Annotated in this window: 12 protein-coding genes and 1 pseudogene; 5 read left to right on the forward strand and 8 right to left on the reverse strand. The window is 66.3% G+C overall.

The features are described 5' to 3' along the window. Window positions 1–152: 152 nt before the first annotated feature. Window positions 153–1,040: a TauD/TfdA dioxygenase family protein gene (locus AKL29_RS34450; RefSeq protein WP_050387225.1), complete on the reverse strand. Its 888-nt coding sequence runs from the start codon at window positions 1,038–1,040 to the stop codon at window positions 153–155. A gap of 101 nt (window positions 1,041–1,141) precedes the next feature. Next, on the reverse strand, window positions 1,142–1,921 hold the full coding sequence (locus AKL29_RS34455) for an SDR family NAD(P)-dependent oxidoreductase (protein WP_050387226.1): 780 nt from the start codon (window positions 1,919–1,921) through the stop codon (window positions 1,142–1,144). A 181-nt stretch (window positions 1,922–2,102) separates the two neighbouring features. On the opposite strand from AKL29_RS34455, the gene AKL29_RS34460 reads away from it, so the two are divergent. Both AKL29_RS34460 and AKL29_RS34465 read left to right on the forward strand, forming a co-directional pair. Next, window positions 2,103–2,837: an SDR family NAD(P)-dependent oxidoreductase gene (locus AKL29_RS34460; RefSeq protein WP_050387296.1), complete on the forward strand. Its 735-nt coding sequence runs from the start codon at window positions 2,103–2,105 to the stop codon at window positions 2,835–2,837. Between the two features lie 59 nt (window positions 2,838–2,896). Next, window positions 2,897–3,274, forward strand: a complete 378-nt coding sequence (locus AKL29_RS34465; protein WP_050387227.1) for a CsbD family protein — start codon at window positions 2,897–2,899, stop codon at window positions 3,272–3,274. 163 nt (window positions 3,275–3,437) lie between these two features. Here the strand turns inward: AKL29_RS34465 and AKL29_RS34470 are convergent, their stop codons facing one another. Both AKL29_RS34470 and AKL29_RS34475 read right to left on the reverse strand, forming a co-directional pair. Beyond that, on the reverse strand, window positions 3,438–5,159 hold the full coding sequence (locus tag AKL29_RS34470) for an SGNH/GDSL hydrolase family protein (RefSeq protein WP_028334741.1): 1,722 nt from the start codon (window positions 5,157–5,159) through the stop codon (window positions 3,438–3,440). Between the two features lie 310 nt (window positions 5,160–5,469). Next, on the reverse strand, window positions 5,470–6,849 hold the full coding sequence (locus AKL29_RS34475) for a lytic murein transglycosylase (RefSeq protein WP_050387228.1): 1,380 nt from the start codon (window positions 6,847–6,849) through the stop codon (window positions 5,470–5,472). A gap of 223 nt (window positions 6,850–7,072) precedes the next feature. Here AKL29_RS34475 and galU point away from each other — a divergent pair, with 223 nt between their 5' ends. Next, the gene (gene galU, locus AKL29_RS34480) at window positions 7,073–7,948 is read left to right on the forward strand and encodes a UTP--glucose-1-phosphate uridylyltransferase GalU (RefSeq protein WP_050387229.1); all 876 of its coding nucleotides are present in this window, start codon (window positions 7,073–7,075) and stop codon (window positions 7,946–7,948) included. Window positions 7,949–8,315: 367 nt separating this feature from the next. Here the strand turns inward: galU and AKL29_RS34485 are convergent, their stop codons facing one another. After that, window positions 8,316–9,272, reverse strand: coding sequence for a hydrogen peroxide-inducible genes activator (locus AKL29_RS34485; RefSeq protein WP_050387230.1), 957 nt, complete (start codon window positions 9,270–9,272; stop codon window positions 8,316–8,318). Window positions 9,273–9,390: 118 nt separating this feature from the next. Here AKL29_RS34485 and katG point away from each other — a divergent pair, with 118 nt between their 5' ends. Next, window positions 9,391–11,556, forward strand: coding sequence for a catalase/peroxidase HPI (gene katG, locus AKL29_RS34490; RefSeq protein ID WP_050387231.1), 2,166 nt, complete (start codon window positions 9,391–9,393; stop codon window positions 11,554–11,556). Between the two features lie 99 nt (window positions 11,557–11,655). Here katG and AKL29_RS34495 read toward each other — a convergent pair whose 3' ends face one another. The 3 genes from AKL29_RS34495 to AKL29_RS34505 form a co-directional block, all read right to left on the reverse strand. Continuing rightward, window positions 11,656–11,856, reverse strand: coding sequence for a hypothetical protein (locus tag AKL29_RS34495; protein WP_050387232.1), 201 nt, complete (start codon window positions 11,854–11,856; stop codon window positions 11,656–11,658). Between the two features lie 110 nt (window positions 11,857–11,966). Next, complete coding sequence (locus AKL29_RS34500; RefSeq protein WP_050387233.1) at window positions 11,967–12,977, reverse strand: aldo/keto reductase; 1,011 nt, start codon at window positions 12,975–12,977, stop codon at window positions 11,967–11,969. A 102-nt stretch (window positions 12,978–13,079) separates the two neighbouring features. Then, the gene (locus tag AKL29_RS34505) at window positions 13,080–13,505 is read right to left on the reverse strand and encodes a PaaI family thioesterase (protein ID WP_028334748.1); all 426 of its coding nucleotides are present in this window, start codon (window positions 13,503–13,505) and stop codon (window positions 13,080–13,082) included. A 158-nt stretch (window positions 13,506–13,663) separates the two neighbouring features. Between AKL29_RS34505 and AKL29_RS46005 the strand changes: the two are divergent. Beyond that, window positions 13,664–13,808, forward strand: a pseudogene (locus AKL29_RS46005) (NUDIX hydrolase); the annotation flags it as partial.

A 13,808-nucleotide genomic window follows, 5' to 3' on the forward strand; every position in this document is an offset into this window, starting at 1 on the left:
ATGCAATGCGGCACCGCGCTGGGGCCCACAGCGTCGCGCAACAACGGCGCTGCGTGGTTATGGGTCCCGGGTCGCGCTTACGCTTGCCCGGGACGACAGCTGTGGGTTCGACTACGACAGCGGTGGTTTGGCTACGACAGCCTTCGCGACCGCTACTCCGCCGCTTCCTGCGCGACCGTCGGCTGGGTGCCCGCGACCGTGGCGCGGCGCATGTCGCGGGGCTGCGACTGGTCGTAGCGGCGGACGCGGTGCACGGTCTGGCGGTTGTCCCACATCACGAGGTCGTGCACCGTCCATTTGTGCACATAGACGAATTCGGGCTGCGTCGCGTGCTCGGTGAGGTCGCGCAGCAACAGCCGCGCCTCCGGCATGCTCATGCCCCTGATGGCGCCGGCGTGCGACGACAGATACAGCGACTTGCGGCCGTGCACCGGATGCGTGCGCACCAGGCGCTGCAGCACCGGCTTGAACATCTGCTTCTCGTCGTCGGTGTAGTCGAGGAAGCCGAGCGAGCCGCGCGAATACATCAGCGAGTGTTCGCAGATCATGTCCTCGATCTCGGCCTTGGTCTCGTCGTCGAGCGCGTCATAGGCGGCGCGCATGTCGGCGAATTCGGTGTTGCCGCCCTTCGGGTTCACCACCCGCGCCGACAGCAGCGAGAATTTCGCCGGGATCGGCCGGAACGAGCTGTCGGAATGCCACAGGCAGTTGCCGAGATTGAACAGATGGGTGCGGTGATCCTTCGGCAGCGGCTTGCCGTCCTTGCCGAGATTGCTGACGTCGTTCAGCCCGGAGGAGAGGCGGTAGTCCTGCTTCTTCGTCACCGTGCCGCCGCGCGCATCTTCGCGCTCGCCGAAATTCAGCGCGAATGCCATCTGCTGCTCGTCGGAGATGTCCTGGCCGTGGAACACGAGCACGGCGTATTTGTCCATGCCGGCCTCGATGTCGATCGCTTCCTGCTTCGTCAGCGGCTTGCGCAGATCGACGCCGGAAACCTCGCCGACGAAATGCTTGTGAAGCTGCCGGATCAGGACCGTCATTGGCGTATCTCCCCGTCTGTCGCGGGCGGTTTTCCCGCTTCGTTTGACGAGAAGGCTACTCGCCGCGCGCGCGCTGTCAACGCTCGCGGGCCGTGCGCGGGTCAGGCATTCCGCGCCATCAACCCGCCGTCGACCGGAATCACGGCGCCGGTCAGGAACGATGCGGCGGGCAGGCACAGGCTCAGCGTCATGTGCGCGACCTCTTCCGGATCGCCGTAACGGGCGAGCGCGGTGCGGCGCTTGGCGTAGAGCGTCTTGTGCTCCTCGGAGATGCGGTCGGTGATGGCGGTGCGGATCGGGCCCGGGCAAATGCAGTTCACGGTGATGCCCTCGCGTCCCAGTTCCACCGCGAGCGAGCGGGTCAGGCTGGTGACGCCGCCCTTGGCCGCGGAGTAGGGGCTGTGCAGCGCGGTCGCGCCGAGCGCCTCGGTCGAGGCGATGTTGACGATGCGCGGCGAGCGCGACTTGCGCAGGTATGGCAGTGCCGCGCGGATGATGCGCGGATGCGCCGTCAGCATGACCGCAATGCCCTTGGCCCATGCGTCCTCATAAGCGGGATCGTCGATCGGCACCCGCACCGAGATGCCGGCATTGTTGACGATGATGTCGAGCCCGCCGAAATGCGCGGCGACGTCGTTGACGACCTTGGTGATGGCGTCGCGATCGCTGACGTCGAGCGTCCAGGCCTTCGCCGAGCCGCCGCCTGACGAAATCTCCTTCGCCACCGTCTGCGTGCCTTCTTCGGTGAGGTCGGTGACCGCAACATTGGCGCCTTCATCGGCAAACACCCGCGCGGTGGCGCGGCCCATGCCGCTGGCGGCGCCGGTGACGAGAACGGTGAGGCCCTTCACCGAACGGCTGAGCTGCTTGTATTCGGACATGACGGACCCCCCGTTGATTTTTTGCGTTGTGAGAGACGGCAACGCTGGCACCGATCGCAAGATACGTCAAACCACTGATCCCATATCGGCATGCGCGCAGCGCGTTAACGCAAGTTTCCCGGTTGGCTTTTCGAGAAGGATCATGCTCAATCAAGACAACAGCACGAGAGAGGAACGCGCGATGAACGAGCTCGATTTCGGCGGCAAGCAGATATTGGTGGTCGGCGGCTCCAGCGGCATCGGCAACGGCATCGCGCAGGCGTTCCGCGCCAAGGGCGCGCGCGTCGCGATCTGCGGCACCCGCGCGCAGGCGAGCGACTATTCGACCGAGGAAGGCTCGCATCTCGAGGGCCTCGCCTACGCGCAGCTCGATGTCAGCAACCCGCAGGCGATCGAGGCCTTCACGCCGTCGTTCGACCGGCTCGACGTGCTGGTGCTGGCGCAGGGCGCGGTGATTTACCGCCGTGGGGAATTCGAGATGGAGGGGTTTCGCAAGGTGCTCGAGGTCAACCTGATGAGCCTGATGGCGTGCGCCACCAAATTCCAGGCGATGCTGAGCGAGAGCAAGGGCTCGCTGATCATCGTGAGCTCGACCGCGGCCTATCATTCCACCATGGGCAATCCGGCCTACAACGCCTCGAAGACCGGCGCCGTCGGGCTGACGCGCACGCTCGGCGAGGCCTGGGCGGAGAACGGCATCCGCGTCAACGGCATCGCGCCCGGCCTCGTCGACACCAAGATGACCAAGGCGACGACGGCAAATCCGAAGCGTCTCGAAGGCGCGCTCGAGCGCATTCCGCTGAAGCGTCTCGGCACGCCCGCCGACATGGCCGGCGCCGCGCTGTTCCTGGCCTCGCCGCTCGCGTCCTACATCGTCGGCCAGACCATCGTCGTCGACGGTGGGCTGATCCTGTAACCGCAGGAACCTGCGCGCCGTTTCCCGGTTAGCTCCCGGACAGATCAGGGAGCGTGACGATGGACAAGGATCGGATTTTCGGAACGGCGAAGGAGTTCGCGGGCAAGGCCGAAGGCGCTGTGGGCGACGCGACCGGCGATGCGCAGACCCAGGCCTCGGGCCGCGCGCGTGAAGCCGCGGGCTCGGTGCAGGATCTCTACGGCCAGGCCAAGGATGCCGCGCGCGACGCCGCCGACACTGCGGTCAACTACGCCAAGGACGCCTATGAGCATCGCGGCGAGACCGTTCGCAGCGGACAGAAGGCGATGGCGCATGCGGTGCAGGAGAACCCGCTGGGATCTCTGCTGATCGCCGGCGGCATCGGCTTTGCGCTCGCGCTCCTGATGACGCGCCAGCCGCGCCGCCCGCCGCCGTCGCGCTGGCGCTATTACGGTTGAGCCATACGATGAAATCGCAGGGCGGGTTGGCGATAGCGTAACCCGCCCTCTCGCCGTGCGAGACGCCGCGCAAGACACGGCGGGTTACGGCTTCGCCTGACCCGCCGTGCAAGTTTCCCGCAAATTTCCAGCCATCAGCTAGCTTGTCGCGCGTGCGCGCCGCCTACTGCCACGGATTCCCCGGCACTGCGGCCCGCTGTCCGACACCGCGCGGCGGGCGCGGCGGCGGAGCGACCAGCGGGCGCTGCTGCGGCGCGCCGAACCCGAACAGATCGCGCAGCCAGGGCTGTGTCTGCGGCTGCTGTTGTTGCGGCTGGGCCTGGGTCTGGGCCGGACGGAACGCGCGCCTTGGCGGCTTCGGCGCGGTGATGATCGAGCCGTCGGGCGCGATCGCCGTGGTCGAGGGCGGCGGATTGGCCGGCCCGCCCGCCGGCGCGGCCGGCGTGGTCGCGGCAACCGGCACATCGCCTTTGGCTTGCTCGCGGCCCATCTCGCGGCGCGGCCAGACGAAATCATCGGCGCGGCCGGCGGGCGGCGCCAGCGCCTCGCCCTTCACCAGCGTGCGCGCGGCGAGCGCATCGACGGCGGCGGGCCGCGAGCCCGGTCCGCCGAGCAATTGATCGGTGCCGACCGTGGAGGCGACCAGCGGCAGCACCGGGCCCGCCAGCGGCCGCGGCGCGGGCTTGCCGGGCTCGGCGCTGGTATCCGGCGTCGCCGGTTCGCTGGGCAGCGCGATCGGCCCGGAGCGCACCGCGAGCAGGCGCGTCACCTCGCGCTCGACATAATGCGCGAGCTTGCGCGCGCCTGCCTTGGTGAAGAACACGCCGTCATCGGTACGCAGCTTGCGGGGCTGGCCTTCGAAGTCCGGGCCCTTCTGCATGAAGCGGCCGGCCTCGTCGACAAAGCCGTCCCAGACGTCGACATAGGTGATGCCGGCCTTGCCGGCGCCGTCGCGATAGAGCGCGTCGAGGAACAGCATGTCCGACGTGCCCTTCTGGCCGCGGATCGCGGGCAGGCCGACCCACAGCACCGGCACGCCCTTGCTCTTCAGCACGTTGATCAGCTCCTCGATCTTCTTGCCGTAGAGTTCGACCCAGCGGTCGTCGCGGAATTCATAGAGGCCGTTGGGCGAGCGCGCGGTTTTTTCCGGCGCGGCCTGCTGATCGTTATCGGCGTCGTCGGCCGGCAACTCGGGATCGGCGGGCTTGGCCTCAGCCTTGCCGTCATTCTTGGCGGCGGCATCGGGCTTGTCGCCGGGCTTGGCCTCCGGCTTGCCGCGCGCGTCCTTCTTCTCGTCCTTCTTGTCGACCTTCTTCTCCACGACAGATTCGCGGATCGCGGTGCGATCGTTGAGGCCGAGCATCACGACGATGGCGTCGGGGTTCTCGGTGGCGAGAATGCCCTTCGCGGCCGCGGCCCAATCCGCCGGGTCGCCCTTGGGCTGATAGCGGATCAGGCCGGAGACCGTCTTGTGCTTGCGGATCACGCCCATGTCGGGCTGGTCGGAATAGGCGTCCTCCAGGCCATAGCCGAGCCAGTCGGCCATGGCGTCGCCGATGACAAGCACGTTGCGCTCGGCGGCGGCCTCGCGCTTGGCCGGTGCCGGAGCGCGCGAGAAATCCTCGCGCGGCCGCTGCGGCTGCGATGATTGGGGTTGCTGCTGCTGGAACGGCGCGAAGAAATCGCCGCCGAACCAGCCGCCACCGCCGTGCTGCGGCGGAGCGCGGCGCTGTGGTTGCGGCGGTCCGCCGCCGAAGCCGGGAAAGCCGAAGAATTGCGCCGAGGCGGGCTGGGCGATGCCGATCAACAGCGCAAGCGTAACCGTCAGCGCGACCAGCGGACCGGCTTCGGTGAATATGCGCAAAAAGGACTTTGGCTCTCGCATCGCGTTCGGTCGCAAATGATCTGGAAGTACGTGAGCATACTAGCGGAATCGGGCCGCAAGCGGGCAGCTTTTCCACCATAAATCGGGTGCCTCCGGCCGCCGTCAAGGTCGGCGGCAAATATCGGATTTCACGGTTACTTTCGGGGTGGAGGGGGGCGAATGTCGCCCCGACGGAACCGTGTCGCTTGCGGGGGAGGGAGAGCCGTAGCCTGGATGGAGCGAAGCGTAATCCGGGACCAGACCAGCCGCACGGCGAGAACCCCCGGATTTCGCTGCGCTCCATCCGGGCTACGGGGCAGCCGGTTCAGCCCTACCGCCCCCTGAGCCGCTCCAGCACCTCGGCGGTGGCAAAACCGTCGGCCGGTGCCCCGATCGACACCTGGAAGCCGCGCAGCGCCTCGCGGGTCTGGCCGCCGAACTGGCCGTCGGGCGTGCCCTTGTAGAAGCCGCGCTGGGCCAGCAATTGCTGCAGTTCCAGCCGCTCGGCGCGCGACAGCACCCGCTCCTGGCGCGGCCAGGGCTGCGCGAAGGGCTGGCCGCCGCGCAGGCGGTCGGCGAAATGGCCGATGGCGAGCGCATAGGCCTCCGCCGGGTTGTACTTCATGATCACCCGGAAATTCTGCAGCATCAGAAAGCCCGGCCCCTCGGCGCCCGCCGGCGCCAGCAGATAGGCCTTGTCGGACGGCCGCGGGAACGGCTGGCCGCCCGGCCGCTTGACGCCGAGATGTTCCCACTGCGACAGCGGCATCGCCTTGGCGCGGTCGGCCAGCATGTAATTGAGGCCTTGCGGCAGCACGACCTCGTAGCCCCAGCTCGCGCCGGTCTGCCAGCCGTCCTTCTTCAAATTGTTGGCGGTCGAGGCGATCAGGTCGCTCGGATTGTCGACGACGTCGCGGCGGCCGTCGCCGTCGCCATCGACGGCATAGCGCTTGAACGCGGTCGGCATGAACTGGGTCGGGCCGAAGGCGCCGGCCCAGGAGCCGCGCATCTGCTCGGGCCTGAGATCGCCGCGGTTGAGGATTTCCAGCGCCGACAGGAACTCGTCCTTGAAATAGGCCTGACGGCGGCCGATGCAGGCGAGCGTCGCGGTCGACTGCACCACGTTGCGATCGCCCATCTGGGTCGAGTAGTTCGACTCGATGCCCCAGATCGCCGCGATGATGTAGCGGTCGACGCCATAGGCCTTCTCGGTGGCGTCGAACTGCGGCTTGTATTTCGCAAGGATCTCGCGGCCCTTGGCGAGCCTGGCGTCGCTGACCAGGATGTCGAGATAATCCCAGATCGCCTTGGTGAACTCCGGCTGCGAATCCATCAGGTCCATGATGCGCAGATCGGGCGTCAGGCCGGCGGTGAAGCGCTCGAAATTCTCTTGGGTGATGTTGCGCCGTGCGGCATCTGGCCACATCGCTGCGACGCAGTTCGGGAAGTCCGACGCGGCCTGGCGGATCGCCGCCGCGGTCATCAGCGGATGGCCGGAGGCGCCGTCTTCACCGCTCCACGGCGGTGCCGCGCCGTCCTGTCCGGTTGCGGCCTGCGGCGGCGTCGCGTTCGGTCCGGAAAAGATGCTGTCGATCAGGTTGGTCAGGCCGTTGCCCGCCGACTGGGCTTGCGTGCTGCCGGGCAGCAGCAGGGCCAGCGCGATCAGGCTCGCGCCGAAAAGCTTGGTCCTTGATGTTCCCACCGCGCGCATTTGTCGTGTGCCTGTCAAAATCGTGCTGTTCCAGAAGGCCCCGGCACGGTTTCCAATAACTTAACAAGGGCGAGATTTTGTTGCGGCCCGCATTGGCTGACGGGAACGGCGGAATTAAGCCGCACCACACATCCGCCTTTGTTGGCGGCTGCAAAACGGGGTACCAAAGGCATGATTCATTTCGTGCCGCCGTCCCACCCATTTCAAGGCTTCCGATAATCCCATGAAGATCCGCAAAGCCGTGTTCCCCGTCGCCGGTCTCGGTACCCGCGTGCTGCCCGCCACCAAGGCGATGCCGAAGGAGATGCTGACGATCGTCGACAAGCCCCTGATCCAGTACGTGGTCGACGAGGCCCGGGAAGCCGGCATCGAGCATTTCGTGTTCGTCACCGGCCGCAACAAGGGTGTCATCGAGGATCACTTCGACCGCATGTTCGAGCTCGACACCACGCTGGCGCAGCGCGGCAAGAAGACCGAGCAGGATATCCTGGCGCAGAACCAGCCGGAGGCCGGCGCGATGAGCTTCACCCGGCAGCAGGCGCCGCTCGGGCTCGGCCACGCGGTGTGGTGCGCGCGCGATATCATCGGCAACGAGCCGTTCGCGGTGGTGCTGCCGGACGAGCTGGTGCTGAACACGCCGGGCTGCCTCAAGCAGATGATCGACGCCGCGAGCAGGCTTGGTGACAAGTCGAACCTGATCGCGGTCGAGGCGGTGCCCGACGAACTCACCCATCAATACGGCATCTGCAGCGTCGGCAAACGCACCGGCAACATCTTCGAGGTCGACCGCATGGTCGAGAAGCCGCCGCAGGGCACCGCGCCGTCCAACCTGTCGATCACCGGCCGCTACATCCTGCAGCCGGAGATCTTCAACATCCTGACCACGCAGGAGCGCGGCGCCGGCGGCGAGATCCAGCTCACCGATGCGATGATCGGTCTTGCGAAGACGCAGAAGTTCTACGGCGTCGAGTTCGAGGGCGAGCGCCACGATTGCGGCTCCAAGCCCGGCTTCCTCCGCGCCAACATCGCCTTCGGCCTCAAGCGCCCCGAACTGCGCGACGGCCTGATTGCCGAGATGAAGAAGTACCTGGAGAAGTAGGGGGCGCGTCTTTCGCCGTGCTACGCGCGCCGGAACGGCAGTTTCGTAGGGCGGATTAGCGCTGCGTAATCCGCCGTCACGTGTCACCGCAGCGTGCGCCGGATTACGCCTTCGGTAATCCGGGCTACGGAATCGGACGATTCATTTCGCGAGAACGCGGATGTGTGAGTCACCGGCCGTGCAACAAACTTGCTGTCGTCCCTGCGAAAGCAGGGACCCATAACCACCAATGCCGATTGGCTCGCGCTATTGGAACGACGAGCCCCTCTCACAACACACGCCGCAGAGTATGGGTCCCTGCTTTCGCAGGGACGACACTTGTGGGTGTGGTCAGCATCGCGCGTCGACTACGCCTCAACGCGCGAGATCACGCCACCTTCCTTCGCCCCGCACGTTTCGCCGGCTCCTTGGCGCCATCCTGCTTCGGCGCGCGTAGGGCGCGGGCGGCGAGGCTGACGACTTCGGAGATCTGCTGGAGCTGCGCGGCAAGCGGAGAGGTCTTGCGCCAGACCATGCCGATGGTGCGCGAGGGCTGCGGATGTTTGAAGCGCGAGACCGTGACCGGCGCCGAGCGCGTCTCCACCGTCACGGCCATCTCGGGGATCAAAGTGACGCCGATGCCGGCGCCGACCATCTGCACCAGCGTCGACAGCGAGCTCGCGTCCAGCACCTCGCGCGGCGGCGAGGATTGCATGTTGCAGAACGACAGCGCCTGGTCGCGGAAGCAGTGGCCCTCCTCGAGCAGCAACAGCCGCATCTCGCGCAGCATCTCGGCGCTCGGCACCGGCGTCTTGGCGTCCTCGCCCGGCCGCACCAGCAGGAAGTTTTCCGAGAACAGCGCGACCTCGGTCAGCGACGGTTCCGATACCGGCAGCGCCACGATCGCGGTGTCGAGCCGACCCTCGGCGACTTCCTTGATCAGCTTCGGCGTCAGCGTCTCGCGGACATGGATGTCGAGCTCGGGATGCAGTCGCGCCAGGTTCTCGATCACCTTCGGCAGCAGATATGGCGCAACGGTCGGGATCATGCCGACCCGCAGCCGCCCGGCAAGCTTGTCGCGCGAGGCGCGCGCGAAGTCGCCGAGCTCGTCGACCGAGCGCAGGATGTCGCGCACGCGGCGCAGCAGGTCCTCGCCAAACGCCGTCAGCGTCACCTGCCGTGCATTGCGTTCGATCAGCACGCCGCCGACCGCCTGTTCCATTTCGCGGATCTGCATCGACAGCGCCGGCTGCGATACCGAACAGGCCTCCGCGGCACGTCCGAAATGCCCATGGCGCGCCAGCGCATCGAAATATCTGAGTTGCCGGAGTGTGACATTTATCATCAGATTATCTTATTGCCGCGATCATTAAAGTCAATTTCACCTGATGGGTTGGGACGCGTAGAATCGTTCTTGGAAGAGCTCCAGCACATTCCAGAATCCATCACCTCGGAGAAGAAACATGGACGCAAAAACCGACGAAGGCGCGGGCAAATGCCCATTCACGGGCGGACCTCGCGGGCACACGAATCGTGACTGGTGGCCGGAGACGCTCGACGTTCAGGTGTTGCATCGGAACTCCAGCCTGTCCGATCCGATGGGCAAGGGCTTCGACTACGCCAAGGAATTCAAGAGCCTCGATCTCAACGCCGTGATCAAGGACCTCACGGCCCTGATGACGACGTCGCAAGAATGGTGGCCGGCCGACTTCGGCCATTACGGCGGCCTGATGATCCGCATGGCCTGGCACTCGGCGGGCACCTATCGGATCACCGACGGTCGCGGCGGCGCCGGTGCCGGTCAGCAGCGTTTTGCCCCGCTCAACAGCTGGCCGGACAACGCCAACCTCGACAAGGCGCGCCGGCTGCTCTGGCCGATCAAGCAGAAGTACGGCCGCAAGATCTCGTGGGCCGATCTGATGGTCCTCGCCGGCAACGTTGCGCTGGAATCGATGGGCTTCAAGACGTTCGGTTTTGCGGGTGGCCGCGCCGACGTGTGGGAGCCGGAAGAGCTGTACTGGGGTCCGGAAGGCACCTGGCTCGGTGACGAGCGCTACAGCGGCGAGCGCCAGCTCTCCGAGCCGCTCGGCGCGGTGCAGATGGGCCTGATCTACGTCAACCCGGAAGGCCCGAATGGCAATCCGGACCCGGTCGCCGCCGCGAAGGACATCCGCGAGACGTTCTTCCGCATGGCGATGAACGACGAGGAGACCGTCGCGCTGATCGCCGGTGGCCACACCTTCGGCAAGACCCACGGTGCGGGCGATCCGTCGTTGATCGGTCCGGAGCCGGAAGGTGGCGCGATCGAGGAACAGGGTCTCGGCTGGAAGAGCAAGTTCGGCACCGGCGTCGGCCCTGACGCGATCACCGGCGGTCCCGAGGTCACCTGGACCCAGACCCCGACCAAGTGGAGCAACCACTTCTTCGAGAACCTGTTCAAGCACGAATGGGAGCTGACGAAGAGCCCGGCCGGTGCGAAGCAGTGGACGGCAAAGGGCGCGGACGCCGTCATTCCGGACGCGTTCGATCCGTCGAAGAAGCATGTCCCGACGATGCTGACCACCGACCTGTCGCTGCGCTTCGATCCGGCCTATGAGAAGATCTCGCGCCGGTTCCATGAGCATCCGGATCAGTTCGCGGACGCCTTCGCCCGCGCCTGGTTCAAGCTCACGCACCGCGACATGGGTCCGATCCAGCGCTACCTCGGCCCGCTGGTGCCGAAGGAGACGCTGATCTGGCAGGATCCGGTACCGGCGCTCGATCACGCCGCGATCGACGACAAGGATATCGAGGCGCTCAAGGCGAAGATCCTTGCCTCGGGTCTGTCGGTGTCCGAGCTGGTGTCGACCGCCTGGGCCTCGGCCTCGACGTTCCGCGGCTCCGACAAGCGCGGCGGTGCCAATGGTGCACGCATCCGCCTTGCGCCGCAGAAGGACTGGGATGTCAACGAGCCGGCGCAGCTCAAGGGCGTGCTGAGCAAACTCGAAGCCATCCAGAAGGAGTTCGGCAAGAAGGTCTCGCTGGCCGATCTGATCGTACTCGGCGGCGCGGCTGCGATCGAGAAGGCGGCCAACGACGGCGGCACCAGTGTGAAGGTCCCCTTCACGCCGGGCCGCACCGATGCGACGCAGGACCAGACCGATGTCGAATCGTTCGCTCCGCTCGAGCCGCGGGCTGACGGCTTCCGCAACTATATCGGCGGCAAGCATCAGTTCCTGCAGCCGGAAGAGGCCTTGGTCGACCGTGCACAGCTCCTGCGGTTGACCGGACCGGAATTGACGGTCCTCGTCGGCGGCCTGCGCGTGCTCGGCGCCAATGCCAAGAAGTCCAAGCACGGCGTCTTCACCGGCAAGCCGGGGACGCTCACCAACGACTTCTTCCTCAACCTGCTCGACATGGGCACGGTGTGGAGCGATGCCGGCCAGGGCGTCTATGAGGGCCGCGACCGCAAGACCAAGGCGGTGAAGTGGACCGCCACCCGCGTCGATCTGATCTTCGGCTCGCACTCGCAGCTGCGGGCGTTCGCCGAGGTCTACGGCCAGTCCGACTCCAAGGAGCAGTTCGTGAAGGACTTCGTCGCGGCCTGGGCCAAGGTGATGAACGCCGACCGCTTCGACCTCGTGAAGTAAGCGGCGAGCAAACGGCAATCAGGGCAGGGCGGCGCTTCGGCGCCGCCCTGTTTCATTTGGAGGACGATGAGGAAGGTTTTCGCGGTTTGCCGATCCCGTTCAATCATGCAGCTTCATGTCGCGGATGATCTCCTCGAACTCCGCCTGCGTCGGGGCCGCCAGTGCGACTTGCGGCGCGCTGCTTGTCGCGGTGGGCACGTCGCACTGCGAGGCACCGCGCGAAGGTTCGAAGATTGCGGTCAGGCTCGCCCAGCAGACGAGGAGGGCCACGATCCAGTCCAGTACATTGGATGCCGTCATTGCAGCACCAGCATCAGCATTTCCATGCCCTGACTGCGCGACGCTTGCGCAATTCGGAAGCTACGAAACGTAACTTCGGCGTTGCCGAGACGAGCGCCGACGCTGCGATGCTATCCGGTCCGCGCCCGGCGTCCCTCGATCGGATAGGCGGGGTCGTTGAAGCCCGGCGTCGAGGGATGGCCGGTGACGACGAGGCGGTCGATCAGGGCTTCGTCCTCGGCGGTGAAGCGGTAGTCGAGCGCGCGGATATAGTCGTCCCATTGCGCTTCGGTGCGCGGCCCCGCGATCACGGCGCTGACGAACGACGAGTTCAGCACCCAGGACACCGCGAACTGCCCGGCGGTGATGCCTTTGCTCTCGGCGTGGCGCTTGATCTCCTGCGCGAGCTCGAGCGATTCCGGCCGCCACTCGGTCTGCATCATGCGCTTGTCGTTGCGCCCCGCACGTGTGTCCGCGGGCGGCGCCGCGTCGGGTGCGTATTTGCCGGTGAGCACGCCGCGCGCCAGCGGGCTATAGGGCACGATGCCGAGCCCGTAATAGGCGCAGGCCGGGAAATGCTCGACCTCCGGCATCCGGTTCATCGCATTGTAATAGGGCTGGCTCGCGACCGGACGGTCGATGCCGAGCCGGTCGCAGATGTTGCAAATCTCGGCGACGCGCCAGGCGCGGTAGTTGGAGACGCCGAAATAGCGCACCTTGCCGGCGCGGATCAGGTCGCCCATCGCGCGCACCGTCTCGTCGAGCGGCGTCGCGTGGTCTTCCTTGTGCAGATAGTAGACGTCGATGTAGTCGGTGCCGAGCCGCTTCAGGCTCTCGTCGGCGGCCTGGAACACCCAGCGACGCGACAGCCCGCCGTGGTTGGGATCGTCGCCGATCGGATTGGCGAGCTTGGTGGCAAGCACCCAGTTCGACCGGCTGTTGGAGATCGCGCGCCCCACGACCTCCTCGGACTTGCCGCCATTATAGGCGTCGGCGCTGTCGATGAAGTTGATGCCGGCCTCGCGCGCCTTCGCCACGATCCGCGCCGAGGTCGCCTCGTCGGTCGGTCCGCCGAACATCATGGTGCCGAGGCAAATCGGCGAGACCTTCAGGCCGCTGCGGCCAAGCTGGCGATATTGCATCTGGCACTCCCTCCGGTGTCATTCCGGGGCGATGCGCCGGCATCGAACCCGGAATCTCGAGATTCCGGGTTCATCGCTGCGCGATGCCCCGGAATGACAGGATCAGCTGTCGTTCTTCAGGATCTTGAACACGCCGTTGGCCATCGCGATACAGCGCTTGTCGACGGTCACCTCGGCCGTGATGAAGATCAGGCTGCGGGTCGAGCGTACCACGCGCGGCCGCGTCGTCAGGATCTCGCCGATCTTGCCGGCCTCGACGAAATGAGTGTCGAGCTGCACGGTCGCAAGCGTCGGCTTGCCCGAGACGAAGCGTGCGGCCATGCCGCAGGCGCGATCGGCGAAGGTCATGATCACCCCGCCCTGCACGAGGCCGCGGCGATTGTGGTGCTTGTCCTCGGTGATCAGCGCGAGTTCAAGCGCGCCGTCCTTCAACCGTTCCCACAACGGGCCGATCAACGTCAGGAATCCCGTGGTTTCGGCAATCTTCCAGCCGTCGGATTTGAGTTTGTCCGCGGCCTTGGCCGTCATGAGGTGGGGTCCGTTGCTTGCTGATGATTGATCGCAGGAGGCATGTGCTAGCAGTCATTTCATCAAACGCTGTTGTGTTGTAGTCAAGGTCAATGGCCCGCACATTTGACGATGCCACCCGGCGGAATATCGCAGAGCTCTGTGCCGCATTCGCACGCCTGGCGCCCGCGGACGCCGCGCCGACGCTGAAGCGCGCGGCGGTCGCGATCGCGCTGACCGAAGGCGATGACGGCAGCGGCACGGCGTTTCTGCTGACCCGCCGCAGCGCGCGCCTGCGCGCCCACAGCGCGCAATGGGCGCTGC

The organism is Bradyrhizobium pachyrhizi, from assembly GCF_001189245.1.
Taxonomy (GTDB): Bacteria; Pseudomonadota; Alphaproteobacteria; order Rhizobiales; family Xanthobacteraceae; genus Bradyrhizobium; species Bradyrhizobium pachyrhizi.

Bases quoted from the DNA above. Each gene is read 5' to 3' on its own strand.
- AKL29_RS34450 (WP_050387225.1), bottom strand. From the start codon at position 1,040: ATGACGGTCCTGATCCGGCAGCTTCACAAGCATTTCGTCGGCGAGGTT.
- AKL29_RS34455 (WP_050387226.1), bottom strand. From the start codon at position 1,921: ATGTCCGAATACAAGCAGCTCAGCCGTTCGGTGAAGGGCCTCACCGTT.
- AKL29_RS34460 (WP_050387296.1), top strand. From the start codon at position 2,103: ATGAACGAGCTCGATTTCGGCGGCAAGCAGATATTGGTGGTCGGCGGC.
- AKL29_RS34465 (WP_050387227.1), top strand. From the start codon at position 2,897: ATGGACAAGGATCGGATTTTCGGAACGGCGAAGGAGTTCGCGGGCAAG.
- AKL29_RS34470 (WP_028334741.1), bottom strand. From the start codon at position 5,159: ATGCGAGAGCCAAAGTCCTTTTTGCGCATATTCACCGAAGCCGGTCCG.
- AKL29_RS34475 (WP_050387228.1), bottom strand. From the start codon at position 6,849: ATGCGCGCGGTGGGAACATCAAGGACCAAGCTTTTCGGCGCGAGCCTG.
- galU (WP_050387229.1), top strand. From the start codon at position 7,073: ATGAAGATCCGCAAAGCCGTGTTCCCCGTCGCCGGTCTCGGTACCCGC.
- AKL29_RS34485 (WP_050387230.1), bottom strand. From the start codon at position 9,272: ATGATAAATGTCACACTCCGGCAACTCAGATATTTCGATGCGCTGGCG.
- katG (WP_050387231.1), top strand. From the start codon at position 9,391: ATGGACGCAAAAACCGACGAAGGCGCGGGCAAATGCCCATTCACGGGC.
- AKL29_RS34495 (WP_050387232.1), bottom strand. From the start codon at position 11,856: ATGACGGCATCCAATGTACTGGACTGGATCGTGGCCCTCCTCGTCTGC.
- AKL29_RS34500 (WP_050387233.1), bottom strand. From the start codon at position 12,977: ATGCAATATCGCCAGCTTGGCCGCAGCGGCCTGAAGGTCTCGCCGATT.
- AKL29_RS34505 (WP_028334748.1), bottom strand. From the start codon at position 13,505: ATGACGGCCAAGGCCGCGGACAAACTCAAATCCGACGGCTGGAAGATT.